The sequence below is a fragment of the Herminiimonas sp. genome, from assembly GCF_030655415.1.
This window is the reverse complement of record NZ_JAURVN010000004.1, coordinates 220,336-243,877: the sequence shown is the minus strand read 5'-3', so window position 1 is coordinate 243,877 and position 23,542 is coordinate 220,336. Positions and strand designations below refer to the sequence as shown.

The 23,542-nt window shown below is 50.5% G+C and carries 23 protein-coding genes and 2 tRNA genes; 16 read left to right on the top strand and 9 right to left on the bottom strand.

Annotated features, from left to right (window positions below; all coding sequences use genetic code 11):
* The first annotated feature begins 35 nt into the window (after positions 1–35).
* Both greA and Q7T66_RS03740 read left to right on the top strand, forming a co-directional pair.
* Entirely contained in the window at positions 36–509 is a 474-nt protein-coding gene (greA, locus tag Q7T66_RS03745; RefSeq protein ID WP_304931957.1) for a transcription elongation factor GreA, read from the top strand.
* An 8-nt stretch (positions 510–517) separates the two neighbouring features.
* A complete protein-coding gene (locus Q7T66_RS03740; protein ID WP_370691606.1) occupies positions 518–967 on the top strand; it encodes a DUF4149 domain-containing protein in 450 nt (149 codons plus the stop codon).
* 17 nt (positions 968–984) lie between these two features.
* On the opposite strand, the gene Q7T66_RS03735 is transcribed toward Q7T66_RS03740, so the two are convergent.
* Entirely contained in the window at positions 985–1,455 is a 471-nt protein-coding gene (locus Q7T66_RS03735) for a YhbY family RNA-binding protein (protein WP_304931954.1), read from the bottom strand.
* Between the two features lie 95 nt (positions 1,456–1,550).
* Here Q7T66_RS03735 and Q7T66_RS03730 point away from each other — a divergent pair, with 95 nt between their 5' ends.
* The 7 genes from Q7T66_RS03730 (at position 1,551) to Q7T66_RS03700 (ending at position 7,476) form a co-directional block, all read left to right on the top strand.
* The gene (locus tag Q7T66_RS03730) at positions 1,551–2,195 is read left to right on the top strand and encodes an RlmE family RNA methyltransferase (RefSeq protein ID WP_304931953.1); all 645 of its coding nucleotides are present in this window, start codon (positions 1,551–1,553) and stop codon (positions 2,193–2,195) included.
* A gap of 125 nt (positions 2,196–2,320) precedes the next feature.
* Positions 2,321–4,231 carry an ATP-dependent zinc metalloprotease FtsH gene (gene ftsH, locus Q7T66_RS03725; protein WP_304931952.1) on the top strand — a complete coding sequence of 637 codons (1,911 nt, stop codon included), beginning with the start codon at positions 2,321–2,323 and terminating at the stop codon, positions 4,229–4,231.
* A gap of 85 nt (positions 4,232–4,316) precedes the next feature.
* Positions 4,317–5,156, top strand: coding sequence for a dihydropteroate synthase (gene folP / locus Q7T66_RS03720; protein WP_304931951.1), 840 nt, complete (start codon positions 4,317–4,319; stop codon positions 5,154–5,156).
* A 38-nt stretch (positions 5,157–5,194) separates the two neighbouring features.
* The gene (glmM, locus tag Q7T66_RS03715) at positions 5,195–6,541 is read left to right on the top strand and encodes a phosphoglucosamine mutase (protein WP_304931950.1); all 1,347 of its coding nucleotides are present in this window, start codon (positions 5,195–5,197) and stop codon (positions 6,539–6,541) included.
* Between the two features lie 76 nt (positions 6,542–6,617).
* Positions 6,618–6,694, top strand: a tRNA-Pro gene (locus Q7T66_RS03710).
* Positions 6,695–6,966: 272 nt separating this feature from the next.
* On the top strand, positions 6,967–7,158 hold the full coding sequence (locus tag Q7T66_RS03705; protein WP_304931949.1) for a hypothetical protein: 192 nt from the start codon (positions 6,967–6,969) through the stop codon (positions 7,156–7,158).
* Between the two features lie 66 nt (positions 7,159–7,224).
* Entirely contained in the window at positions 7,225–7,476 is a 252-nt protein-coding gene (locus Q7T66_RS03700) for a hypothetical protein (protein WP_304931948.1), read from the top strand.
* Positions 7,477–7,585: 109 nt separating this feature from the next.
* Here Q7T66_RS03700 and Q7T66_RS03695 read toward each other — a convergent pair.
* Positions 7,586–7,662 (bottom strand) — tRNA-Arg (locus Q7T66_RS03695).
* Between the two features lie 47 nt (positions 7,663–7,709).
* Between Q7T66_RS03695 and Q7T66_RS03690 the strand changes: the two genes are divergently transcribed.
* Positions 7,710–7,883 (top strand): hypothetical protein, encoded by a 174-nt coding sequence (locus Q7T66_RS03690; protein ID WP_304931947.1) that lies wholly within the window; start codon positions 7,710–7,712, stop codon positions 7,881–7,883.
* A 50-nt stretch (positions 7,884–7,933) separates the two neighbouring features.
* On the opposite strand, the gene Q7T66_RS03685 is transcribed toward Q7T66_RS03690, so the two are convergent.
* From Q7T66_RS03685 to Q7T66_RS03665, 5 genes are all read right to left on the bottom strand, one after another.
* Positions 7,934–8,530 (bottom strand): urea carboxylase-associated family protein, encoded by a 597-nt coding sequence (locus Q7T66_RS03685; RefSeq protein ID WP_304931946.1) that lies wholly within the window; start codon positions 8,528–8,530, stop codon positions 7,934–7,936.
* Complete coding sequence (gene gntA, locus Q7T66_RS03680) at positions 8,523–9,479, bottom strand: guanitoxin biosynthesis heme-dependent pre-guanitoxin N-hydroxylase GntA (RefSeq protein WP_304931945.1); 957 nt, start codon at positions 9,477–9,479, stop codon at positions 8,523–8,525. The genes Q7T66_RS03685 and gntA overlap by 8 nt, the downstream gene beginning before the upstream one ends.
* A 131-nt stretch (positions 9,480–9,610) precedes the next feature.
* Positions 9,611–10,990 carry an MFS transporter gene (locus Q7T66_RS03675; RefSeq protein ID WP_304931944.1) on the bottom strand — a complete coding sequence of 460 codons (1,380 nt, stop codon included), beginning with the start codon at positions 10,988–10,990 and terminating at the stop codon, positions 9,611–9,613.
* 164 nt (positions 10,991–11,154) lie between these two features.
* Positions 11,155–12,396, bottom strand: a complete 1,242-nt coding sequence (locus Q7T66_RS03670; protein ID WP_304931943.1) for an iron-containing alcohol dehydrogenase — start codon at positions 12,394–12,396, stop codon at positions 11,155–11,157.
* The gene (locus tag Q7T66_RS03665; RefSeq protein ID WP_304931942.1) at positions 12,383–13,138 is read right to left on the bottom strand and encodes an alpha/beta fold hydrolase; all 756 of its coding nucleotides are present in this window, start codon (positions 13,136–13,138) and stop codon (positions 12,383–12,385) included. The genes Q7T66_RS03670 and Q7T66_RS03665 overlap by 14 nt, the downstream gene beginning before the upstream one ends.
* Before the next feature lie 146 nt (positions 13,139–13,284).
* Between Q7T66_RS03665 and Q7T66_RS03660 the strand changes: the two genes are divergently transcribed.
* On the top strand, positions 13,285–14,025 hold the full coding sequence (locus tag Q7T66_RS03660; RefSeq protein ID WP_370691605.1) for a GntR family transcriptional regulator: 741 nt from the start codon (positions 13,285–13,287) through the stop codon (positions 14,023–14,025).
* 41 nt (positions 14,026–14,066) lie between these two features.
* On the opposite strand, the gene Q7T66_RS03655 is transcribed toward Q7T66_RS03660, so the two are convergent.
* The gene (locus Q7T66_RS03655) at positions 14,067–14,885 is read right to left on the bottom strand and encodes a sterol desaturase family protein (RefSeq protein WP_304931941.1); all 819 of its coding nucleotides are present in this window, start codon (positions 14,883–14,885) and stop codon (positions 14,067–14,069) included.
* Between the two features lie 167 nt (positions 14,886–15,052).
* On the opposite strand from Q7T66_RS03655, the gene Q7T66_RS03650 reads away from it, so the two are divergent.
* The gene (locus Q7T66_RS03650) at positions 15,053–15,631 is read left to right on the top strand and encodes a cysteine dioxygenase (RefSeq protein ID WP_304931940.1); all 579 of its coding nucleotides are present in this window, start codon (positions 15,053–15,055) and stop codon (positions 15,629–15,631) included.
* Between the two features lie 107 nt (positions 15,632–15,738).
* On the opposite strand, the gene Q7T66_RS03645 is transcribed toward Q7T66_RS03650, so the two are convergent.
* Positions 15,739–16,716, bottom strand: coding sequence for an alpha/beta fold hydrolase (locus Q7T66_RS03645; RefSeq protein ID WP_304931939.1), 978 nt, complete (start codon positions 16,714–16,716; stop codon positions 15,739–15,741).
* 329 nt (positions 16,717–17,045) lie between these two features.
* On the opposite strand from Q7T66_RS03645, the gene Q7T66_RS03640 reads away from it, so the two are divergent.
* The 4 genes from Q7T66_RS03640 to Q7T66_RS03625 all read left to right on the top strand — a co-directional run bounded on the left by Q7T66_RS03640 (position 17,046) and on the right by Q7T66_RS03625 (position 23,541).
* Positions 17,046–17,789, top strand: coding sequence for a response regulator (locus Q7T66_RS03640; protein ID WP_304931938.1), 744 nt, complete (start codon positions 17,046–17,048; stop codon positions 17,787–17,789).
* A 136-nt stretch (positions 17,790–17,925) separates the two neighbouring features.
* On the top strand, positions 17,926–21,087 hold the full coding sequence (locus Q7T66_RS03635; protein WP_304931937.1) for a PAS domain-containing protein: 3,162 nt from the start codon (positions 17,926–17,928) through the stop codon (positions 21,085–21,087).
* A gap of 140 nt (positions 21,088–21,227) precedes the next feature.
* Positions 21,228–21,491, top strand: a complete 264-nt coding sequence (locus Q7T66_RS03630) for a DUF1427 family protein (RefSeq protein ID WP_304931936.1) — start codon at positions 21,228–21,230, stop codon at positions 21,489–21,491.
* A 37-nt stretch (positions 21,492–21,528) separates the two neighbouring features.
* Complete coding sequence (locus Q7T66_RS03625) at positions 21,529–23,541, top strand: amidohydrolase (RefSeq protein WP_304931935.1); 2,013 nt, start codon at positions 21,529–21,531, stop codon at positions 23,539–23,541.
* Position 23,542 lies beyond the last annotated feature (1 nt).

Genomic DNA, 23,542 nt, shown 5'->3' with positions numbered 1-23,542 from the left:
GCCTCTGTGGTTTTCCACTTTTAAAGATATAAGCTATGACCACACCTATTACTCCTTATGGCGCAAACCTCATGAAAGAGGAATTGCATCGTCTGAAAACCAAAGAGCGACCATGGGTGATCAACGCCATTGCAGAAGCGCGTGCGCAAGGTGATCTGTCGGAAAATGCAGATTACGATGCGGCTAAAGAACGCCAGAGTTTTATCGAAGGCCGTATTGCTGATTTGGAAGGCAAGCTGAGCACGTCGCAAATCATTGATCCAACCACGCTGGAAGCGGATGGCCGCATTGTTTTCGCTGCGACTGTTGATCTGGAAGATCTGGATTCCGGCGATAAAGTAACGTATCAAATCGTCGGTATCGACGAGGCCGACTTGAAGGAAAAGAAAGTATCCATTACGTCGCCTATCGCTCGCGCAATGATCGGTAAATTTGTTGGCGACGTCGTTGCTGTTGAAGCGCCAGCTGGCATTCGTGAATACGAAGTTCTGCAAGTACGGTACATCTAAAAATGTTCATGTCACGTGCACGATTGCTGATTGCGACCTTTTGGGTTGGAACGTTGTGGGCGATAGGTTTTGTCGCTGCGCCGACTTTGTTCTCTACGCTAAGCGATCGCGCACTGGCTGGAACAATTGCTGGCAGCCTTTTTAATATCGTCGCGTGGTTGAGTATTTTTTGCGCTGCTGCTTTGCTTGCGCTGTTATTTCAGGCAAATCGTAGCGAACAGAATAAGCCGGCTAAGACGCTGACTTATTTGATCCTGGGAATGGTTGCGTGCACGCTACTTGGCTACTTCGCCTTGCAGCCACACATGGCTGAATTGCGTCTAATCTTGCACAGTATTACCGACGCAGACGCAATTGCAGATGCCAAAAAACAATTTGGCATCTTGCATAGTCTTTCTACGGGGATTTATGTGGTGCAGAGCCTGCTGGGCGCTGCACTAATCGTTAAACTTCGCTGAAGTTTAACGACATAGATTTATCGTCCGAGCGACGATTTCTTCGGGCTGGTTTGACGCGTTTTGGCGCGTTTAATATTGCCACCTTGCGTGACACGTTCATTCCCTTTGACCATCACTTTTGTCACTGACGGACGTTTGGTGCCGCTAGGGCTAGGCTTGACGATAGTCACTTCGCGCATGCCCCTACCACGCGTTTCAGTTGGCCCTTGAACAGCATCTTTTTTGGGACGATAAATCACCAGCAATTTACCGATTTGTTGAATCGGCGCTGCATTGAGTTGTTCGCAAATCGTTTCGTAGATGGTGACACGCGCTTCGCGGTCATCGCCGAATACACGGACTTTGATCAGACCGTGTGAATTAAGGCTGTTATCGATTTCTTTGAGAACGCTAGGTTTCAAACCGTCTTCACTAATGATGACGACAGGGCTGAGAGCATGCGCTTCAGCGCGTAAAGAACTGCGCTCGGCCGGGGTAAGTTTCAACATAAATGGCAATGGTGACGGGGATAATTTTGCCGCGGCACGCATTGCGAACCTGACAAACTTTGTCCCACAGTATTTAAAACTAGTATTCTACGCGAATGGCAAAGAAGAAATTAAACAAAAACTGGCTACACGACCATATTAACGACCCATATGTGAAGTTGGCGCAGAAAGAAGGCTATCGCGCGCGCGCGGTCTACAAGCTGAAAGAAATCGACGAATCTGAAAAGCTGATCAAGCCAGGACAGGTCATTGTCGATCTTGGTTGTACGCCGGGCAGCTGGTCGCAATACGTGCGCAATAAATTATCAGGCAGCGTAGGCGGCGGCATTAACGGCACCATCATTGGTCTGGACATGTTACCGATGGAGTCGATTGCCGACGTGCATTTTATTCAAGGCGATTTTCGTGAGCAAGAAGTGTTGGAGCAACTGGAGCAATTAGTCGCAGGGCGAAAAGTTGATCTTGTGTTATCGGACATGGCGCCCAATTTGTCAGGGATTGCCGTTGCAGACGCTGCGCGCATGATGGATATTATTGATTTGGCCATCGATTTTTCTAAACAGCACATGAAACCTAGTGGCTCCTTGCTGGTAAAGTGCTTTAACGGCACCGGTTTCAATGAAATTGTCCAAAAATTCCGCTTGGAATTCAAGACAGTGATGCAAAAGAAGCCAAAAGCCAGTCGGGATAAATCATCTGAAATCTTTTTACTCGGAAAAGGTTTGAAAAATCCGCTTTAAATACAGATTTAGCCCTTGTTTATGCCTGTATTAACCCGATATCAGATACTGCAAGCCTTGATGTTTACGAGTAGAATCGAAGCTACATTTTAGAAAAAGACGCTATACGCGTCCAAGGAGTCTTAGTGAACAATATGTTTTCCAAGGTCGCCATATGGGTGGTCATCGGGATGGTCCTTTTCACCGTCTTCAAGCAGTTCGACGGACGCACAACAGCTGGTGCGGCAGCGGCGATTCCTTATTCAGATTTCCTGGACGAAGTAAAAAGTAAACGCATCAAAGAAGCCACGATTGAAGATCGCACTATTGTCGCGACTACTACCGATGGCAAAAAAATCAAAACGGCTATTACCTATCTTGATCGCGGTCTGGTCGGCGATCTGGTGAATAACGGCGTGAAATTCGACGTCAAACAGCCTGAAGAACAATCATTCCTTTCACAAATTTTCATTTCCTGGTTCCCGATGCTGTTGCTGATCGGCGTCTGGGTCTTCTTCATGCGTCAAATGCAGGGCGGCGGCAAGGGCGGGGCATTCTCGTTCGGCAAATCCAAAGCGCGTTTGCTGGATGACACCGCTAATACCGTCACTTTCGCCGACGTCGCAGGTTGCGATGAAGCCAAAGAAGAAGTGACTGAATTGGTTGAATTTTTGCGCGATCCAACTCGCTTCCAAAAACTCGGTGGTCGTATTCCACGCGGCGTCTTGCTGGTGGGTCCTCCAGGTACTGGTAAGACGTTGTTGGCTCGTGCGATTGCCGGCGAAGCCAAGGTTCCTTTCTTTTCCATCTCAGGTTCGGATTTCGTTGAGATGTTTGTCGGCGTAGGCGCATCGCGCGTACGCGACATGTTCGATAACGCTAAAAAACACGCTCCTTGCATTATCTTTATCGATGAGATCGATGCAGTTGGTCGTCATCGCGGTGCTGGTATGGGCGGCGGTAATGATGAGCGCGAACAAACCTTGAATCAAATGCTGGTCGAGATGGACGGCTTTGAGCCGAACGCTGGCGTCATCGTAGTTGCTGCAACTAACCGTGCTGACGTGCTGGATAAAGCGCTGTTGCGTCCAGGTCGTTTCGATCGCCAAGTGATTGTCGGTTTGCCTGATATTCGCGGTCGCGAACAGATCTTGATGGTGCACATGCGCAAGGTGCCTATCGCGACTGACGTTAAAGCTGATATTTTGGCGCGTGGTACACCAGGTTTTTCCGGTGCGGATTTGGCCAACTTGGTCAACGAAGCAGCCTTGTTTGCGGCACGTCGTAACAAACGTTTGGTCGAGATGCAGGATTTTGAGGATGCCAAAGACAAGATCGTGATGGGTCCTGAGCGCAAGTCTGCGGTCATGCGTGAAGAAGAACGTCGCAATACGGCTTTCCATGAATCTGGTCACGCGGTGGTCGCGAAGCTTCTGCCCAAGGCTGATCCTGTGCATAAAGTGACGATCATGCCGCGCGGTTTTGCGCTCGGTTTGACGTGGCAGTTGCCGGAACATGATCGCGTCAATATGTACAAAGACAAGATGCTGGAAGAGATTTCCATCCTATTCGGCGGACGTATTGCGGAAGAAGTTTTCATGCATCAAATGTCGACAGGCGCATCTAACGATTTTGAACGTGCAACCAAATTGGCGCGTGCCATGGTGACGCGTTACGGTATGTCAGAAAGCCTGGGCACCATGGTCTACGAAGATACCGAGCAAGACGCTTACTTTGGTCGTTCGTCGGCGAAAACGGTTTCTGAAGCGACGCAGCAAAAAGTCGACAATGAAATCCGCACGATTCTGGATACGCAATATGCGTTGTCGCGCAAGTTGATTGAAGACAATCGCGACAAGGTTGAGTTGATGGCGAAAACCCTGCTCGATTGGGAAACCATCGACTCCGACCAGATTAACGACATCATGGAAGGCCGTGATCCGCGTCAACCTAAGTACGGTATTCCAGTCAAGCGTGCAACGTCTGATACGCCTTCGAGTGGCTTGCCACCGACGGCAACTGCACCGGATGCGCCAGCAGCGCCAGCCGCACAATAAGCGTTCAGCATATTGCTTGAAGGTGGGATGATTTAATGCAGGGTGAGGAGCAATCCTCACCCTTTTTATTTTTTCAGTGAGATTTATGCAAACTCATTTGCAATGTGGTCGTTATCGTCTTCGTGTGGATGCGACTTCGCGTCCGCTGGTCATGGGTATTTTGAATATCACACCCGACTCTTTTTCTGACGCCGGCAAATACCATGCGCTGGATTCAGCGATTTCGTATGCAGAAGAAATGATTGCGGCTGGTGTCGACATCATTGACATCGGCGGTGAATCAACCCGTCCTGGTTCACAGCCTGTTTCATTGATGGATGAGCTCGCGCGCGTCATGCCTTTGGTGTACGCCTTGCGCGACTGCGGCAAGCCGCTATCCATCGATACCTACAAGCCAGAAGTAATGCGTGAAGCGATTGCTGCTGGCGCGGATATGATTAACGATATCAACGGCTTCCGTGCACCCGGCGCGTTGGAAGCAGTGGCAGAACTTGATTGCGCATTATGCGTGATGCACATGCAAAAAGATCCGCAAAGCATGCAGTTAAAACCCGAGTATCAAGACGTGGTCGCCGATGTCAGCGCGTTCTTGAGTGAGCGTATAGCGGCGATGGAACAAATAGGTATCGCGCGTGATCGAATCTGCATCGATCCTGGATTCGGTTTTGGAAAATCGCTTGCGCATAACATCGCCTTGCTAAAAAATATCGAACACTTGCAAACGACTCTTGATTTGCCTTTGCTCGCAGGTTTATCGCGTAAGTCTATGATAGGCGCGATTCTGGATAAACCGGTCGCGCAGCGGATGGCAGGTAGTCTTGCTGGCGCTCTCGCTTCAGTGGCAAACGGTGCGCGCATAGTGCGTGTGCATGATGTGGCAGAAACCGTGGATGCACTGACGGTTTGGCATGCGGTCAATCAGTGAAAAATAAATAAAACTAAACAAGAAATTAAAACTAAAAAATGACCAGAAAATATTTCGGTACCGATGGTATCCGCGGCAAAGTTGGTGTGACTCCGATTACTCCTGATTTCGTCATGCGACTTGGCTACGCAGCCGGCACTGTCCTCACTAAATCAAGTACATCAAAAGTGTCCGGTAGCAGACCGGTTGTCTTGATCGGCAAGGACACGCGAATTTCTGGCTATATGCTCGAAGCAGCACTGGAAGCAGGTTTCTCCGCTGCAGGTGTGGACGTCATGCTGGCCGGCCCGATGCCGACACCCGCCGTGGCTTATTTGACGCGCGCATTGCGTTTATCCGCTGGCGTTGTCATCTCTGCGTCGCATAATCCTTACGACGATAACGGCATCAAGTTTTTCTCGGCATCAGGTAATAAATTACCCGATGCGACAGAGCTTGAAATTGAAGCCGCACTGGATAAACCGATGGCTTGCGTCGTCTCGGAAAAACTTGGTCGTGCCAAGCGACTCGATGATGCACGCGGTCGCTATATCGAATTTTGCAAAAGCACATTCCCTAACGAACTCGATTTGCGCGGTACAAAAATCGTCGTCGATTGCGCGCATGGTGCGGCTTACCATATCGCGCCGGATGTATTCCACGAGCTCGGTGCAGAAGTCATTGCGATCGGCAATCAACCTAGTGGTTTCAACATCAATGACAAAGTCGGCGCGACTGCACCGCAAGCTTTGGTGGAAGCGGTAAAAGCGAATAAGGCAGATATCGGGATTGCGCTGGATGGCGATGCCGATCGTCTAATTGTGGTCGATTCATCTGGCCGGATTTTCAATGGCGATGAACTGCTTTACATCATGGTCAAGGATCGCATGAGCGTCGCACCCATCGCAGGCGCGGTTGGTACGCTGATGACGAATATGGCACTGGAAGTCGCCTTCAAAAAAATGGGCATAGGATTTGTCCGTGCCAATGTAGGCGATCGTTACGTGCTGGAAGCACTCCAGGAACACGGCTGGTTACTCGGTGGCGAAGGATCTGGTCACATGCTGTGCCTGGATAAACACACCACTGGTGACGGCATCATTTCTGCCTTGCAAATTTTGTCTGCATTAAAACGCAGCGGCAAAACATTGGCACAATTGACTGAAGATATTGCGATGTTCCCGCAGACCTTGATCAACGTAAAAGTCACACCGGGTTTTGACTGGAAGAAAAACGCCGCTTTGTTGGCCGAAAAAGAACAGGTTGAATCCGAGTTGGGCGAAGAAGGCCGTGTCCTGATTCGTGCCTCCGGAACCGAGCCTTTGATCCGCGTGATGGTGGAAGCAAAAGATGCCGAAATGGCCGATAAAATGGCGCGCCGAATCGCGGAAAAATTAAACACTTAATTTTCTGCAAAATCTTGGTGCCCAAAGCACTTTAGTCGTTGACCGAAGTCGCATATTGCAGTATTATTTCGTTCTTCGGAGTGTAGCGCAGCCCGGTAGCGCACCTGGTTTGGGACCAGGGGGTCCAAGGTTCGAATCCTTGTACTCCGACCAGAATTTAAAGGACTAGCTTAATAGCTAGTCCTTTTTTTCGTCCATAATTTTGTCTGTTATTTCCAGTGCTTCCGATTCCGGAACATTCGGCCAACATCATGCTCTGATACATACGAGCCACGTTTTGTAATTTGATTATCTCTATTGTTCTTCAGGTAACTCGATTCGGCGCAAGCCGATTTCTAGATTGGTGCTTGTGCTATTGCGCGCACCGAATTCAAATGCATGGCGTGGTATTGTTGTTCGAGATTACATAGACAAGGTGAAGCCAAATGAATTTATCCGTAGCGAATGTTCAGGAATATTCGAAGTTCTTTGCGATGTTCGGTTTTGCGTCGGATATACAGGCGCACAGAGCACCAGTGCCTGAGCCGATTGAAGATCCTTTGCCGGGTGAGCATCCGGTGCCACAGGAAGATCCAGTGCCTTCACCAAATCCAGAAGTGGAAGATCCAAGACATTAGTGTCCAGAATTTCTGTTTCGTAAAAATTCAGTCTGTCAGTTTGTAAATATTGATTAAGGACGCGCCATGGAACAACAGCAAAACTGGAGTACCGAGCTCTACAAAGGGATGGAAGTTCACGTCACGACTTTGCAGAAGGAAGACGCTAAGCATCAGTGGGACTACTCGGTCAGAATTTGCGAACCCGGTGTTGATGCGACAGCAGAAAGTGAATTGGCTGCGGAGTCGGGTGACGATGCTGATTATCGTTCGGCGAATGAGGCTTTGGCGGCAGGTTTTTCCAAAGGCTATGCAATGGTGAACGAGCTGAAGGAGTAGGACGTTTGTGATTTTTATGCGCTACGTTTTTGATTCGTGGCAAGGCAAAACATAGCGCGACGCAGTACTCGCAACTCACAGATAAAAATACAAGAATGGAGTAGGTTTTTGGTCTGCCCAACAGGAATCGAACCTGTGACCCTCAGCTTAGAAGGCTGATGCTCTATCCAACTGAGCTATGGGCAGAAAATTTTTAGCAGAAGAAACGCAGTGCGGTTCCATCGAAGACAAATATGACAGCGGGTCGCTTAGGTGCTGCATTATGCCTTTTTTATCATCAGGTTTCAATGGCGCCGCTGGGTAAAGGATGGCGACGCGCTGCTCATGAAAATCCTTCTGAAAAAACGTATCAATCGGCCATCGATAAAATCAGGCCGATAGCAAATCCTGCTTGGAAAATTGAATAATCTCCAAAGCTAAAATTAGCCGCAGAACGGTTGAAATTTCTTACTGGAATTTAGCCGTATATCTGAATATCAATCGGCTTGAACGAATAGTTGTTCGACATCTCTGCTGAGCATGCCGTCACTCCAACCACCATATCCATCTCTGCACGCAGCTCTATATATTGTCCCGCCTTTGATAGAGGTGGATCTATAGTCAGCTCGCCATTCTCTCCAATTTTTACATTCATGAAGATATTGAATGTCGTCGGAATGCTATCCGGCGCAATGCCATACGGCGCCAAATTTTGCGCCAGATTGGCGAAGCAACTTGGGTGATGCGCGTGATTGTTATAGATGATTTTGAATGTCTCCGGACTGCATGGCGTCAATAAAAAGTCATGACGACCGACCTGATCATTCAAGATCGTAAACATTGGATTACTACGATTCGAATAGAGAATATGTCCACTCGTGACGTAGATCGTATTTGCATAATCGATGGTGCGGCCTGAGGATAAATACTCATCCAGATCTTCTTCTCGATACGCCATCAAGTCGGACACTTGCTCACCCATAGGATCAATGACGCGCAGAATTTGTCCTCGTTTCAATTTGAATGCAGTCCCGCTTTGCGGATCAATATGGCGATATTCCATCAGTTCAGTCATCTTTCTTGGTGGAGAAGGGGCACTGCCAATCATCACTGACTGGTCGCCCGGAATATTGACGCGCGTCGGATTTAGAACCGTAGTCGGTCAGATTTTCGTTGAGTGAACCTTGTAATGCAGTTTCTCGCGAACGGATCACTTCCTGCATGCGTTCAAAGCGTCCTTCTTCACGCAATTGCTCGAATTGCGCATGCAGATTAAATACCAGCGTAGGCCATGCAAATCGACGCGTGTAACGAGATGCTGCAGGATGCAAACCGACGACAAAAAAACTCTGCGTCGCAAAGCTGAATGCAAAGTGTGGATTGTCAGGATCGTCGCTGACTTGCGAATCCCACGCATGTAGCGGTGCATCGACTTCATATAATTTCTGTAATTGCTGCCACAGTAATTTTTCGAACTGATCTTCTGAATGAATGATCGGATTTGAAAATGTCGCGACAAAAGTCGAAAACTCACCTTTCAACATGGGCTGTTCTTGCAGGAAGCGGAAAAGATCACGTGCCAATCCGGCAGTCGCTTCTGTACTCGCCAGCTCGTCATAGTGGCCAAAGCGATAGCCGCCTTGTTGTATCGCGGACTTCGCACCCACGCAGGAAAATTGCGGATTCAATACCAGAGATCGAAACGAATCATGGATGAAGCCGAGTAAAGGATCAGGCTTTTCACTCAAGTCCTCACCCGCCACCAGCTTCTTGTCGATGAAGCCCGCATAGTTGCTGCTCTCAAGCGCTTGCTTGCTATCGAAAGGATTTGCATCCGGGTTGATTGCAGTGTTTTGCGTTGGCAGATTGATCGTTTTATCCATCGCGTAAACATAATGAATAACGCTTGCTGCGTGTATCAGAGAACTACGCGAATGAATGTAGGTGATCAGGAAATGCAATAAGGCAACCTTGGTTCTAGGTCGAGGTAGTGTTGGCAGGTCGAGAATCAGGTCATCAACCATTCATGAAAAATTCATAGACAGCAGGCGTAAAAAAGCCCGGAATAATTGAATTGTCCCGGGCTTTTTATAGATGCAATTTAAGCGTTTTTTAAGCGTTTCACTTTTCGCTTAACTACTCTAGTATTTATTCCTCAAGCAGAAACTTCTTCCAGCGATTTCCCTTTGGTTTCTATTCCCAGCGTGATGACGATCAACGCTGCCGCACAGAATGAAATTGCGCCCAGAGTAAAGACGCCGGTGTGACCGGTAAATGGCAGGATCACACCAACTGCGAATGGGCCGAGTAATGAGCCAAGACGCCCGACTGATGATGCAAAGCCGGCACCAGTTGCACGGGAGCGCGTAGGGTAGAGCTCCGGTGTATAGGCGTAGAGCACGGACCACATGCCGAACATGAAGAACTGCATGCAAAGGCCAGATCCTATCAATTGTGCAACCGGCGCTTGTGCCGTTGCCACTTGACCGTACACGTAAGCGGAGCACGCGCTACCGAGCAGCATCAAGACGCAAGTTGGTTTTCTTCCCCAGGCTTCCAGCAGCCATGCAGAGAAGATGAAGCCGGGAATACCTGCCAATGAAATATAGATGGTGTAGGTAACCGATTTGGTGACTTCATAACCTGCTTGTTGCAGCAAAGCTCCCAGCCATGTGGTGAGGCCGTAGTAGCCGAGCAAAGCAAAGAACCAGAGCGACCACAACATGATTGTGCGCTTGGCATACACGCCATGCCAGAGTTCGGCGAACAATGCGCGCTTGTTCACTTTTTCTGGAATTGCGATCGCAGCTGTTGGTGCAGGCAAGGGCTGGCCCTTGTTTGCCGCAATCACGTGTTGTTCAATATTGGTCGTGACGCGATCTGCTTCTTCAATGCGGCCGACTTCTTCCAGCCAGCGTGGCGACTCAGGCACATAACGACGAATCACAAATACAAATACTGCAGGAACTGACAAGGCGATGAAGATACCGCGCCAACCTATTAGTGGCAGCGTCAGGTAGGCGACGATGCCGGCCGCGATAAAGCCGAGTGGCCAGAAACCTTCCAGAATCGCGACATATCGACCGCGACTTTTGGCGGGGACAATTTCTGAAACCATAGATAAGCCGATTGGAAACTCCATCCCCATGCCGAAGCCGAGCAGTACACGGAACATCATCAACTGATCGACGTTTTGAGCGAAGCCGCACAACAAGCTGCCGACACCCCAGAACACCATGCTCCACTGGAAAACCGGCTTGCGGCCGAACTTATCTGCCAGCATCCCGGCCGTGGCTGCACCGAGAAACATGCCGAGAAAGCTGGAACTGGCCAGCAAGCCGGCTTGCGTCGTACTCAGACCGAACTCCGCTTTGATGGAGCCGAGCACGAAGGTCATGATGCCGAGATCCATCGAATCGAAAAACCACGCAGTTGCGATGATGCCGAACAAGGTGCGTTGATAGCGTGTCATCGGTAGCCGTTCCAGGCGTGCCGCGACATTGGAAAGGAGCTGGGCTCCAGGCGTTGCGTTCATTTTTTGTCTCCGGTAATGCCGCATCATTCGCGCGGCTTTTTATTGGATTTATGTTTGTTGCTAACTAATATATTACATGAATCTTAGTGATATTCAGTGAAAATTAAAGAAGACTTTTACCACGTTAAAAACTTTCAACTGAGTGCATCATTTTTACGACGCTTTCACGTCGTTCCTAACCCTCCGGCCCATGCGCGCTGAACAATTTTTGCGTAAGTACCAGCTACGTCTGCGACGGGAAATGCCTTTGCAAGGCGAGTAACGGCCAGTGCGTCTTCGACTAAAGCGGGTAATTGTTCTTGTGCAATCCCAAAGTCTTTTAACGTGGTTGGAATCCCTAGTTGAGCAATCAGATCTCGCAACAGAGCGGGCAATTGCTGCACGACTTGCTGTTCATCTTTGCCATCCAGGCCGAACAGGCGTGCGACTTCAACAAGTTCTTTATGGCGCGTCACACGCAAGGCATCGATGACGTAAGGCAGCATGACGGCGTTGGTACTGCCGTGCGATTGATGCGTCAGTCCGGCGACTGCATACGCAATGCCGTGTACTGCGTTCAAGCCAGCGCCGCCATAAGACAAGGCCGCGTAATGACTCGCGTAAGCCATGCCTATGCGTGCTTCGGTGTCGCTGCCATCGTGATAAGTGCGCATCAAAAACCGCGCGCAGAGGTCAATAGCTTGATGCGCGAATAACATGGTTAGCGACGAGCGACCGCTATAGCCAGGATCGGGATGGCCGCTGCGATCGAATTCGAATGAGTCCAGTGTTACGTACGATTCCAGCGCATGCGTTAGTGCATCCACGCCGGAGTCGGCCGTGACGCGCGGTGGGCAGGTGTAGGTGAATTCTGGATCGATCAGTGCGATCACTGGACGCAATACGTTATCCATTACCGCAACTTTGGTCGCATTGCTGGGATCAATCAGGATCGCGCCCGGTGTCGCTTCAGAACCTGTGCCAGCGGTGGTCGGCAAGGCAATCAAGGGTAATGCGTGAGGCGCTGCTGGGAGGGCGCCTATGAATTGTTTGACTGGTTTGCCGTCGGGAAGCGTGACGCACAAAGCTTTCGCCAGATCGATGTTGCTGCCGCCGCCGAGAGCGATGACGTGATCGAGTTTTTTGCCACTTAGCTTGCTGCGGATTTCTTGCGTTGCATCGTCGCATAGCGTGGTGGTTGGATCTGGTTTGCCACCTTCAAAGACGACGGTTTCTATGCCGAGCGCAGTGGCGGCGTCTATGTATTCTTTTACCCAGGGAGTTTGTTTGCTGAAGAATGTATCGGTGACGAGTACGCCAGATTTATAGCCCAGGCGTGCGAGCAAAGCTGGCAACTGGGCACGACTGCCGCAACCTAAAATGACGCGCGCAGGTGGGCAAAAATGGATCTGGTCATTGGTGCGCATGGGTAACTCCAAAAGTCGGAATGGTAGAAAGAAAGCTGCGCATTTCATCTGCAACGCGCGCGGTGTTTTGAGTAAGAATGCTGTGCTTGCCGCCATCGATGATGCGCAAGTCAGCATGTGGCAAACCTTGTGCGAGTAAATGCGCATGCGCCAAAGGCGAGTCTTCGTCATCGCTGCCGTGCACAATTAATGTTGGGATATCAATCGCTGGCAGCAAGGTACGTTGATCGGTCGTACTGATGGCTTGCCAGATCCACGCAACTGCATCGCGATCAGCAGCTTCACGCAAGCCTAATCGAATTTCACGCGCTTCAATTTCTTGCAATAGCGCTGCGTAATCGGTTTGTTGAAACCACTTTGTTTGCTGCAAGGCAGGGCTGCCTGACATCAAGATCAAAGCTCTTGGTAATGGAAAATTTTCTCGTTGCAGCAAGGCGATCGTGGCGAGCGTGACGGAGACGCCCATGCTCCAGCCCGCCAATACAAAGTTTGGCGTGGTGACGTATTCAGCTATTACTTCGGCGATGTCTTCGGCGAATTTTTCCAGTGTGTAGTCGCTGGCTTGTGTGCCGCGAAATGCCTGTGTGCGACCGCGCAAGTTGGGTGTTATCCAGCGCGCGTCGTCCTGCATCAGTTTTGCGACTGGCTCCCAACTGCTGCGCGTTCCCTGTATGCCGTGAATCGCAACAATGCTTAACTCGCTTGCATCGTTGTCTCTGATGTCGACATCAAATTTTTTCATTATTACTCCACGTTTTACTTGGATATTCTTCGTATATAAGATATATCTTTAACTATTGGCGCGACCGTAGATTCAAGGCAGACCTATTGGATTTATCGCTTGCCTCATTCACTTACAATCTTTTTATCGATCACTGATTCACATCCATGGCCACTACAAAAAAAACATCATTCAAGACCAAAACCGCAGAGCCGAAAAAGAAAACCACGCGTCAGGCCAGCAGCGTTAATGGCATGGCAGATCCGAAACCGAAGTTGACTGATCTGGCCTACGACCAGTTGGAAGAAGCGATCATCACCTTGCGTATTCCTCCAGGTTCTGTAATCTCCGAATTGACGCTGAGCGAAATGTTTAACATCGGTCGTACGCCGATACGCGAAGCTATCCAGCGTCTGGCGCGCGAACATTTGTTGCTGGTCTTGCCGCAACGCGGCTTGATGGTTCCGGAAATCGATCTGAAAAAGCAGTTGAAACTTTTGGAAACACGTCGTGAAGTAGAGCGCCTTATTTGCAAGAGCGCTGCACGTCGCGCCACGCCTGCCGAGCGTGAAACCTTTGCCAGACTGCACGATGAATTCATGCATGCTTCCTCCACCAATGACGACGTGACCTTCATGCGTTCGGATCGCGAGTTCAATGACCTCACACTGGTCGCAGCGCGTAATGAATTTGCCGAAGGTGCGATGCGCCTGATGCATGGTTTATCGCGTCGCTTCTGGTATTTCCACTACAAACAGGCGGCCGATCTGCCAGAAATGGCACGTCTGCATGCCAACGTTGCGGGCGCTATTGCAAAAGGCGATGTGGCTGCAGCCGGCGAGGGACTCGATCGACTGCTGGACAATATCGAAACCTTTGCAAAAGCCACGCTGATGTCCGACATGTAAAAAAGCGGTTGCCGGGATCAGTTCGGCAACCGCTGAGAAAATTAAATAACGAGGCCTCGATCGATGGTTTCGTTTTCTTCTTTAGTCAATTGCGGACCATCCAGCGTCACGCGTGAATCATCCAGACGGAAGCGCTTGATGATTGGCTTCAACTCTTCCTTCACATGTTTTTCGCTATAGCCGTTGAACAGGTGGCCAATCAATCCACGATCGAGATCTGTAGTGCCCATTGCCCAGTCGGCGATAGGGAAGGTCAGGTTCATGTTGTACTTCATCATGATCCCTTGATTGTGATGCGCGGTATGGTGGCGACGGATCGTGTTGATGAATGGCATGTTGCGTACAAACCAGTTGTCATGCACGTGGCAGCAGTAGTGAAAAGTTTCGTAAATCAGGTACTGCGCGACCATCGTGATGAACAGGATGTAACCGGCATTCAGATTAAAAATGACGGATGCCACATAACCAAATGTCAGACCGCCTACGCCTAGAGTAATCAACACGCGCCAAGGGAAAAACACGATGCGGAATTCGCGCGTGGAATCGATCGTCGCTTCGTTATCTGTGAAGTATTGGTGATGCTGGCGCGTGTGACGTTCATAGATTGCACGCAATGCATAGACGTCGATGCGTCTGTGCATGACGAAGCGGTGCATCGCCCATTCGACAAAATTACCTGCCAGGAAAACCGGTATTGCAATCAGCCATTCCCAGCCCGCGCCGTTCAGTTGCGTCAGGCAATACCAGATTGCCGCTATCCCGACCGAGTACATCACCCCAATATGCAACAGACCGTTGTATAGCGGGCTGATGTCAGCTTTGTATTCTTCGCGGAATTTCCGCTGGCGTTCGCTCATCATGATTATCTCCTTCGTTATTCTTGATGTATAACTAATATATTAGTAGTGTATATTTGTGATGTCAAGCGCGATATTTGGATGTTTGATGCTTTTGTGCCGTACTACGCATCAGCGAAAAACCAAGGACAATCAAGAAAACGAATAAATCGAAACGCAAGGAGATGAATATGGAATCGATACCGCGTCTGCAGAAACTGGTGGATACCTTGACGGCTTTGTTCAAGGAGCGAGAGGTAAAAGACGAGCAGCAAAAATTGGCGATTGCTGGTGACGCGCTAAAAACTTTGGTCGCGACAGACGATTGGTTGCCGGAAGAATTTGCGCAGCCGCATCCTCAGTACTATCAGCAATATTTGTTGTATCGCAATCCGCAACAACGATTTTCTATCGTCAGTTTTGTATGGGGCCCGGGACAGACCACGCCGATACATGATCACAAAGTCTGGGCGCTGATAGGGATGTTGCGCGGTGCGGAACGCGGTGAACGTTTCGAGTTGGTATCGTCGGGGCAGCCGATGAAATGCATCAGCACCGACATGCTTTTTCAGGGCGAGATTGAAAGTCTTTCGCCGTCGTCAGGCGATATACATCGGGTATCGAATGCCTACGCTAATCGCGTGTCGATCAGCATTCACGTCTATGGTGGCGATATCGGCCAAATCAAACGTCACGTTTACGACGCGAGCAATGGACAGGCGCGCGAGTTTATTTCTGGTTATGCGAATGTGAACGCTGCGGCTTCGTAGTTGACGCGCGTAATAGAACATGCAGCTGCTTGTATATCAAACAGCCGCATGTTGGTCGTCATGGATCCATGTATTAATAAATAGAACGAACAGCTATTAACGAGTGCTTACGACTTCGCAAACGCCAGCAAATCCGCATTCAGTTTGTCTTTGTGCGTGTCGGTCAACCCATGTGGCGCACCTGGGTAGACGATCAGCTTGGCATTCTTGACAAGCTTGGACGACATCATTGCACTGGCACCAATAGGAACAACTTGATCGTCGTCACCATGTATGACCAGCGTTGGGACGTTGAATTTTTTCAGATCTTCGGTGAAGTCGGTTTCTGAAAATGCCTTGATACAAGCGTAGGTATTGATGTGGCCAGCTTGCATACCTTGCGCCCAGAAAGAATCGATCATGCCTTGCGATGCCTTGGCGCCTGGTCGGTTGAAACCAAAGAACGGGCCGCTGGCAAGATCTCTGTAAAGTTGCGAACGATCCTTGATCGATGCAGCACGTATGCCGTCGAATACTTCGAGTGGCAAGCCGCCCGGATTATTTGCGGTTTTCAACATCAATGGTGGCACGGATGAAATCAACGCTGCCTTGGCTACGAGTTTGGTGCCGTGACGACCAATGTAGCGCGCTACTTCGCCACCGCCGGTAGAGAAGCCAACGAGGATGACATTTTTCAAATCCAGCATGTCCATTAACTGAGCCAGATCGTCGGCGTAGGTATCCATATCATTGCCGTTCCATGGTTGTGTGGAGCGACCGTGACCGCGTCTATCGTGAGCGATGGCGCGGAAGCCGTTCGACGCGACGTGCAGCATTTGCGATTCCCAGCTATCTGAACTCAAAGGCCAGCCGTGACAAAACACGATAGGTTGACCTGATCCCCAATCCTTGAAGTAAAGCTGGGTGCCGTCTTTTGCGGTGAAGGTATTCATATTGTGTTTTCCTTTGTGGGCGCTGGAAGGTGTTTTTTTGCTTTCTGCAGCAAATGCTGTGATGGGCAGGCTGAGGGCGGCGGCCACACCGGCACCACCTTTTAATGCTATACGGCGGGCATCATTGATTTTTTGAGTTGCATCTTCAGACATGTGTTTCTCCAGGCGATAAGCGATCGAAATTAAGCCAATTAGGCTGATCAACCTTAGCCCTTTGAAATGACTGGCAGATATCAGTAGAGGTGATTCTTGTGTCGTTCGGCATGTTTAATTTGTCTATTGCAACAAATGCCAGTACTTGCAGCGCACCACGCTGGCGCACTCGAGGCCAGGTGATATCTGCAAGCCGCGTGACGCCTCACGTTCCATGCATTTTGGCAAGAAAAATCGAATTGTGACAAATGACATGTACTTCCGTTTTGTTGCAGTGCGGTGTATCTTTTGATCTCTACGTCACACCTGCAAAAGTTGAAGAAAACTCCATGAAAATTCAAGCGCCAACATCTGAAACAGCACACGTATTGGCGATCGATGACGATCCCATGATCCGGCAGTTGATTTGTGATTATCTGGGCGACTATGACTACAAAGTGACCGCGGTTGCAGATAGCCGCGAGATGCTGGATGTGATGGCAAAAGAAACGGTCGATCTGTTGATTGTTGATCTGAAGTTGCCGGGTGAAGATGGCATGCAAATTACACGCAAATTGCGCGACGAGTCGGACCTGCCCATCATCATGCTCACCGGCCGCAAAGATGAAGCGGATCGTGTAATGGGTCTGGAGCTGGGTGCGGACGATTATTTGACCAAGCCATTTTCGCCTCGTGAATTGCTGGCTCGCATACGCGCATTATTGCGTCGCACCCGTGCGCAAGAAACCGTGGCTGATAGTTTGTCGCGCATACGTGCCTATCGGTTTTCCGGTTGGGAATTGAATGTCAGATTGCGTCGATTGGTCGATCCCGAAGGACAAGATGTTGCGCTTACCAATACCGAATTCAATTTGCTGACAGCATTTTTGGCGGCGCCGCAACGTGTGCTTTCCAGGGAAAAATTGCTGGAGCTATCGCGTCTGCATAATGATGAAGTCTATGACCGCGCGATTGATGTACAGGTCGGTCGTTTGCGCAAAAAGATACAAGGCTTGCGTTCTAAGGAGCGTTTTATTCGCACCGAACGTGGCTCGGGTTATGTGTTTACTTCTGATGCAAGTGCAATACGCTGAGTAATAAACTAATGACGCACGTACACATGTGCAAATGTCTCTACGCAAATGCATGTACGGAAATACATCACCGCAAAAATCTTCACCTAGTCATTTTTATATTTCGCTTTCTTACTAAATCGATAGACCCACGCATATGAATCTGAGCGCCGCTTTTCGATGGCAAACCGCGAGTGGATTCGTATCGCTATCGGATGAGGCGTGGGCGCTTTTCGATTTTCATCTGGGCAGCGTATCGACGCTGACGGATTTATGGCAGCGCGTCCATCCGGATGATGCGATGTTTGTATCGCAAGCTCTTGATAGAGCATTGCGCGATAAGTATCCGCTTGATTTTGAACATCGTTTTTTGATGGCAGACGGCACGGTCAAGTATGTACAAGTCATTGCGCGTGCAGTCACAACGAATCTAAGCGGTACCGACAATATCGAATACATAGGCACGATGACAGATGTCACCGGGCGCCAGCGATCGCAGCATGCAGTCGCAAATGCGCTGCAAGAAATTCAAGCGCAAAACATTCAGTTCCGCATGGCGGTCGATCACATACCGGGTTTGGTCTGGAGTTCACAGGCGAACGGCTATGTCGACTTTCTTAATCTGCGCTGGTTGGAATACACCGGTATGCGTCTTGCCGATGCTTGCGGTTGGGGCTGGCACAGTGCTTTGCATCCAGATGATTTGCCTGGATTGATGGTGACCTGGAAGCGTTTGCTGGAGGCTGGTTCGGCGGGCGAGGTGAAAGCACGTCTGCGTCGTTACGATGGATCGTATCGATGGTTTATGTTCCGTGCGATTCCGATGTATGACGAAGGCGACAAGCTGATCAAGTGGTACGGCCAGACTACCGACATTGAAGATCATCAACGTGCCGAAGCATTGCTGGATAGAGAAAAACGTTTGTTGGAGATGATCGCCAAGAGCAATCCTCTGCGCCATACCTTGAATGCAATGTGCGAAATGGTCGATGATATGGCCGTCGGTTCTGTCTCTTCAGTCTGGTTGATTTCTTTGGAAAATCAAAGACTCGAACAGATTGCCGGACCGGGCATTCCACAGAGTTTTACCGATGCGTTGGCCAGAGAAGAATTGAACTCACAAGAAGGTCCTTGTGGTTTGGCTGCTTACTATCGAACGCCGGTTGTGATCCAGGATATTGCGAATGATCCGCGCTGGGCGGCATACGGCGAATTTCTGGTGCCGCATGGTTTGCGTGCTTGTGTTTCGACGCCGATTTTTTCATCGACTGGCAATGTGCTGGGGACATTTACCCTGCATTCAAAAACGATAGGCGCACCGACGGCTTATCAGCAAACCATCATTGATCATTTCACGCACGTCGCTGCATTGGCGATAGAGCGGCAGCATGGCGATGCAGCGCTGAAAGAAAGTGAAGAGCGCTTCCGCTTGATGGCCGAGTCCACGCCCGATGTGATCTGGATCACTGATCTGATGCCGGAGCGGGTGCTGTATGTCAGTCCCAGTTTTGAAAAATTATGGGGCCACACTGCGGCGGACTTGTATCGCGATGCGCGTCTGTGGACCAAGGTTATACATCCCGAAGATGTTGATCGCGTCGTCGCCATATTTGCGCAGGGAAAAGACGGTTACATAGGTACGCAGTACGACGTCGAGTTTCGTTTATTGCGTGCGGATGGCTCTATCCGCTGGATACATGAGCGCGCCGTATTCATACGCGATCAAGCCGGCATTGCGTATCGGGTCAGCGGTATTTCTACCGATATTACCGAGCGCAAATTAACCGAAGATGCGCTGCGAGCATCGCAAGAGCGCTTCAAACTGGCGGTTGCTGCATCGGCTGACGGCATCTGGGATTGGGATATTGGCAGTGATGCTTTGTTCATGTCTGAACGTGCGCAGCATATCTATGGTTTGCAATCTGATCTTGCGATCAGGCCACGTTTGGAATGGTGCGCAATGATGACCATGCATCCGGCCGACGAAGCGGAACATCAGGTTTTGCTGACCAACTATTTATCAGGCATGGCGCCCACCATAGATCACGAATGCAGGGTAGTTGGCAGCGATGGTAATTTCCGCTGGATACGCATACGCGGCATGTGTGAGCGCGACATCAATGGCCGCGCAACCCGGCTGGCCGGTTCGATCAGTGATATCGATATGCACAAGCGCACAGAAGCCGCTTTGCAACAAGCGCGACGTCTGCAAGCGATGGGTACTTTGGCTGGCGGCATCGCGCATGATTTCAATAATATTTTGGGTGTGATTCTGGGATATGGTGAGATGGCCTTGCGCGATACGCGTGACGGCAGTCGCCAGCGGCGTGATCTGGAAAGCATCATGAGTGCCGGCGAGCGTGGTCGCAGTCTGGTTGATCGCATACTCATATTCAGTCGCAGTGGTTTTAGCGAGCGCTTGCCGGTTCATGTAGAAGCCGTGGTGCAAGAAACCGTTGATTTGTTGATGCCGACTTTGCCGGACAACATCCAGATTACGCTGTGCCTGACGGCCGGACGCACCGCGATGATGGGAGACGCAACGCAGGTACATCAGCTGGTGATGAATTTGGTCACGAATGCTGCGCACGCGATGCGGGATGGTGGCGAGATCTGGATTTCGCTGAGTGTGCGACATAGCCAAAGCGCGCGTGTCGTGACGACAGGCATGCTGGCGGAAGGCTCGTATCTTGTGCTGGAAGTGGCCGATAGCGGCAGTGGTATAGAACTGGAAGTTCTTGATCGTATTTTTGATCCCTTCTTCACAACCAAAGAAGTCGGCGTCGGCACTGGGCTTGGCCTGTCGCTGGTGCATGGGATTGTGACGGATGTTGGTGGCGCGATTGATGTCACGAGTACGGTAGGCAAGGGTAGTTTCTTCACCGTATTTTTACCCTGTGTGGGCGAGGCGGCTCTGAATAATGAGCAGACGGCACCCGTACTGCCACTCGGTAATCGGCAACGCATTTTGGTGGTGGATGACGAAGAGCCTTTGGTGCGACTGGCGACAGAAACGCTGGCGAATTTGGGTTATCTACCGTTCCCGTTTACTTCCAGTCTCTCTGCGCTGGATGCATTTCGTGCAACGCCTGGTGCATTCGATGCGGTGTTGACCGATGAGCGTATGCCTGAAATGTCAGGCTCGGTGTTGATTGGCGCAGTACGCAGCGTGCGGCCGTCGCTGCCCATCGTTTTGATGACCGGTTACCTGAGCGAAACTGCCGCAAAGAAAAAGTATGAAGCAGTGGCAGATGTTGTTTTGAAAAAGCCTTTGTCCATGAAGGACATGGCGAACGGCATGGCGCAGTTATTTACATAGTTCGCCATAGAGATTAATGTCGATTGACACAGAAGCTGAGCCATTCGATATATGCATGACACAAGCTTACACGACAATGCGATTATCCGATTCTTGAGATTGACATTCTCGAATCGCTGATCGCTTTCAAGGAGTAGCGCATGTATCTGATGTCCATCGGTGCCGGTATTTTGGTTGGTGTCATCTACGCCTTAATAAATGTACGGTCGCCCGCACCACCAGTGATCGCTTTGCTGGGATTACTCGGCATGCTGATCGGTGAACAAATGGTACCTATCGCCAAACGCGTCATCAGCGGCGAACCAGTTTCCCTCTGTTGGTTTTCCAATACCTGCGTACCTAAAATAACCGGCATCGAAGCTCCTCCACCGCGCAAGGACGACAACAATCCTCCTGGCGTTTGATTGCACCTCCACCCATTTTCTTTTCATGGAATTCAACATGAACAATAATCGTAGAACCGTCTTGAAAACTGTTGCGTCCGGTGCGGCACTGGCAACCTTGGGTGCAATGTCTTCCGCCTCGAATGCTGCTTCTGCTGCGAGTGCCAGCGTGACAAGCTCCGCATCCAGTGCGGGTGCCAAAGCAGCGGGCGCGACTTCATCACCGACCTTGATTTTATTGAACGGTCGTTTTCACACAGTCGATAAAAGCAAACCAACAGCAACGGCGGTAGCGATCAAGGATGGCAAGTTCCTCGCAGTTGGCGATGTGGAAGATGTGATGCGTCATCGCACGCCGGATAGCCAAGTCATCGATCTGAATGGTCGCACCGTGATCCCAGGTTTGAACGACTCGCACATCCATTTGATCCGCGGCGGGCTTAACTACAATCTAGAGCTGCGCTGGGAAGGCGTGCCATCGGTAGCCGATGCGCTGCGGATGTTGAAGGAACAAGCACTGCGCACGCCGAATCCGCAATGGGTGCGCGTAGTCGGCGGCTGGACAGAATTTCAGTTCGCTGAAAAACGCATGCCGACGCTGGAAGAAATTAATGCTGCAGCGCCGGACACACCAGTATTCGTCCTGCATCTCTACGATAGAGCGTTGCTGAATCGCGCCGCCTTGCGCGCAGTCGGTTACACCAAGGACACGCCAAATCCACCGGGCGGTGAAATCCAGCGCGATGCAGCCGGTAATCCAACCGGCATGTTGATTGCCAAACCGAATGCTTTGATTCTGTACGCAACGTTGGCCAAAGGCCCGACCTTGCCGCGTGAATTGCAGGTCAATTCGACGCGTCAGTTCATGCGCGAATTAAATCGCCTTGGTGTTACCAGCACGATTGATGCGGGTGGTGGTTTCCAGAATTATCCTGAGGATTACGCCATCATTGATGAGCTGGCGCGCGAGCAGCAACTGACTGTGCGCGTTGCCTACAACTTGTTCACGCAGAACAAAGGTAAGGAACTGGAAGACTTCCAGAAGTGGAGCACGATGGTCAAGCCGGGGCAGGGCGACGATTTTTATCGTCACAACGGTGCGGGCGAAATGCTGGTGTTTTCTGCCGCCGACTTTGAAGATTTCCTGGAACCGCGTCCTGACTTACCGCCAGGTATGGAAGCCGAGCTGGAACGCGTGGTGCGCCATTTGGTATCGCAACGCTGGCCGTTCCGTTTGCATGCGACCTATGACGAATCGATCAGCCGCATGCTGGACGTATTCGAGAAAGTGAATCGCGAGATTCCATTCGATGGTTTGCGCTGGATGTTCGATCATGCGGAAACGATTACGCCGCGCAATATCGATCGCGTACGCGCACTCGGTGGCGGCATTGCGATTCAACATCGTATGGCATTCCAGGGTGAATATTTTGTCGAGCGTTACGGTACGGAAGCTGCAGCGAATACGCCGCCTATCAAGCGCATGCTGAATGCAGGCATTCCCGTCGGCGGCGGTACTGATGCGACGCGTGTCGCCAGTTACAACCCTTGGACCGCGCTGTACTGGCTGGTATCCGGGCGCACGGTTGGCGGCATGAAAATTTATGATTCCAGCGCACAGTTGTCACGCGATACTGCGCTCGAATTATGGACCAATGGCAGTGCCTGGTTCTCCAGCGAGCAGGGTAAAAAAGGCCGGATACAGGAAGGCCAACTGGCTGATCTTGCCGTATTGTCGGCAGACTTTTTCACGGTCAAGGAAGACGCGATCAAGTCGCTGGAATCCGTACTCACGATAGTCGGCGGCAAGATTGTGTTTGGCGCAGATGAGTTCAGCAAGATTGCACCGCCACCAATACCGGTATTGCCGGATTGGTCACCAGTCAAAACCGTGCCAGGTCATTACCGTCAAGTCGCGACCAGCAAGCAATTGGCTGCGTTGCCGCATCAATGCGCCGGCGCTTGCGGCGTGCACATGCATGCGCATGATGTCGCGCGAAAATCCACCGTGCCGGTAACGAGTCACACCGGTTTCTGGGGTGCGCTGGGCTGTAGTTGTTTTGCGTTCTGAT

Excerpts from the sequence above, each read along its gene's own strand:
- greA (WP_304931957.1), top strand. The coding sequence starts at position 36 with ATGACCACACCTATTACTCCTTATGGCGCAAACCTCATGAAAGAGGAA.
- Q7T66_RS03740 (WP_370691606.1), top strand. The coding sequence starts at position 518 with ATGTCACGTGCACGATTGCTGATTGCGACCTTTTGGGTTGGAACGTTG.
- Q7T66_RS03735 (WP_304931954.1), bottom strand. The coding sequence starts at position 1,455 with ATGTTGAAACTTACCCCGGCCGAGCGCAGTTCTTTACGCGCTGAAGCG.
- Q7T66_RS03730 (WP_304931953.1), top strand. The coding sequence starts at position 1,551 with ATGGCAAAGAAGAAATTAAACAAAAACTGGCTACACGACCATATTAAC.
- folP (WP_304931951.1), top strand. The coding sequence starts at position 4,317 with ATGCAAACTCATTTGCAATGTGGTCGTTATCGTCTTCGTGTGGATGCG.
- glmM (WP_304931950.1), top strand. The coding sequence starts at position 5,195 with ATGACCAGAAAATATTTCGGTACCGATGGTATCCGCGGCAAAGTTGGT.
- Q7T66_RS03705 (WP_304931949.1), top strand. The coding sequence starts at position 6,967 with ATGAATTTATCCGTAGCGAATGTTCAGGAATATTCGAAGTTCTTTGCG.
- Q7T66_RS03700 (WP_304931948.1), top strand. The coding sequence starts at position 7,225 with ATGGAACAACAGCAAAACTGGAGTACCGAGCTCTACAAAGGGATGGAA.
- Q7T66_RS03690 (WP_304931947.1), top strand. The coding sequence starts at position 7,710 with ATGACAGCGGGTCGCTTAGGTGCTGCATTATGCCTTTTTTATCATCAG.
- Q7T66_RS03685 (WP_304931946.1), bottom strand. The coding sequence starts at position 8,530 with ATGACTGAACTGATGGAATATCGCCATATTGATCCGCAAAGCGGGACT.
- gntA (WP_304931945.1), bottom strand. The coding sequence starts at position 9,479 with ATGGTTGATGACCTGATTCTCGACCTGCCAACACTACCTCGACCTAGA.
- Q7T66_RS03675 (WP_304931944.1), bottom strand. The coding sequence starts at position 10,990 with ATGAACGCAACGCCTGGAGCCCAGCTCCTTTCCAATGTCGCGGCACGC.
- Q7T66_RS03670 (WP_304931943.1), bottom strand. The coding sequence starts at position 12,396 with ATGCGCACCAATGACCAGATCCATTTTTGCCCACCTGCGCGCGTCATT.
- Q7T66_RS03665 (WP_304931942.1), bottom strand. The coding sequence starts at position 13,138 with ATGAAAAAATTTGATGTCGACATCAGAGACAACGATGCAAGCGAGTTA.
- Q7T66_RS03660 (WP_370691605.1), top strand. The coding sequence starts at position 13,285 with ATGGCCACTACAAAAAAAACATCATTCAAGACCAAAACCGCAGAGCCG.
- Q7T66_RS03655 (WP_304931941.1), bottom strand. The coding sequence starts at position 14,885 with ATGATGAGCGAACGCCAGCGGAAATTCCGCGAAGAATACAAAGCTGAC.
- Q7T66_RS03650 (WP_304931940.1), top strand. The coding sequence starts at position 15,053 with ATGGAATCGATACCGCGTCTGCAGAAACTGGTGGATACCTTGACGGCT.
- Q7T66_RS03645 (WP_304931939.1), bottom strand. The coding sequence starts at position 16,716 with ATGTCTGAAGATGCAACTCAAAAAATCAATGATGCCCGCCGTATAGCA.
- Q7T66_RS03640 (WP_304931938.1), top strand. The coding sequence starts at position 17,046 with ATGAAAATTCAAGCGCCAACATCTGAAACAGCACACGTATTGGCGATC.
- Q7T66_RS03635 (WP_304931937.1), top strand. The coding sequence starts at position 17,926 with ATGAATCTGAGCGCCGCTTTTCGATGGCAAACCGCGAGTGGATTCGTA.
- Q7T66_RS03630 (WP_304931936.1), top strand. The coding sequence starts at position 21,228 with ATGTATCTGATGTCCATCGGTGCCGGTATTTTGGTTGGTGTCATCTAC.
- Q7T66_RS03625 (WP_304931935.1), top strand. The coding sequence starts at position 21,529 with ATGAACAATAATCGTAGAACCGTCTTGAAAACTGTTGCGTCCGGTGCG.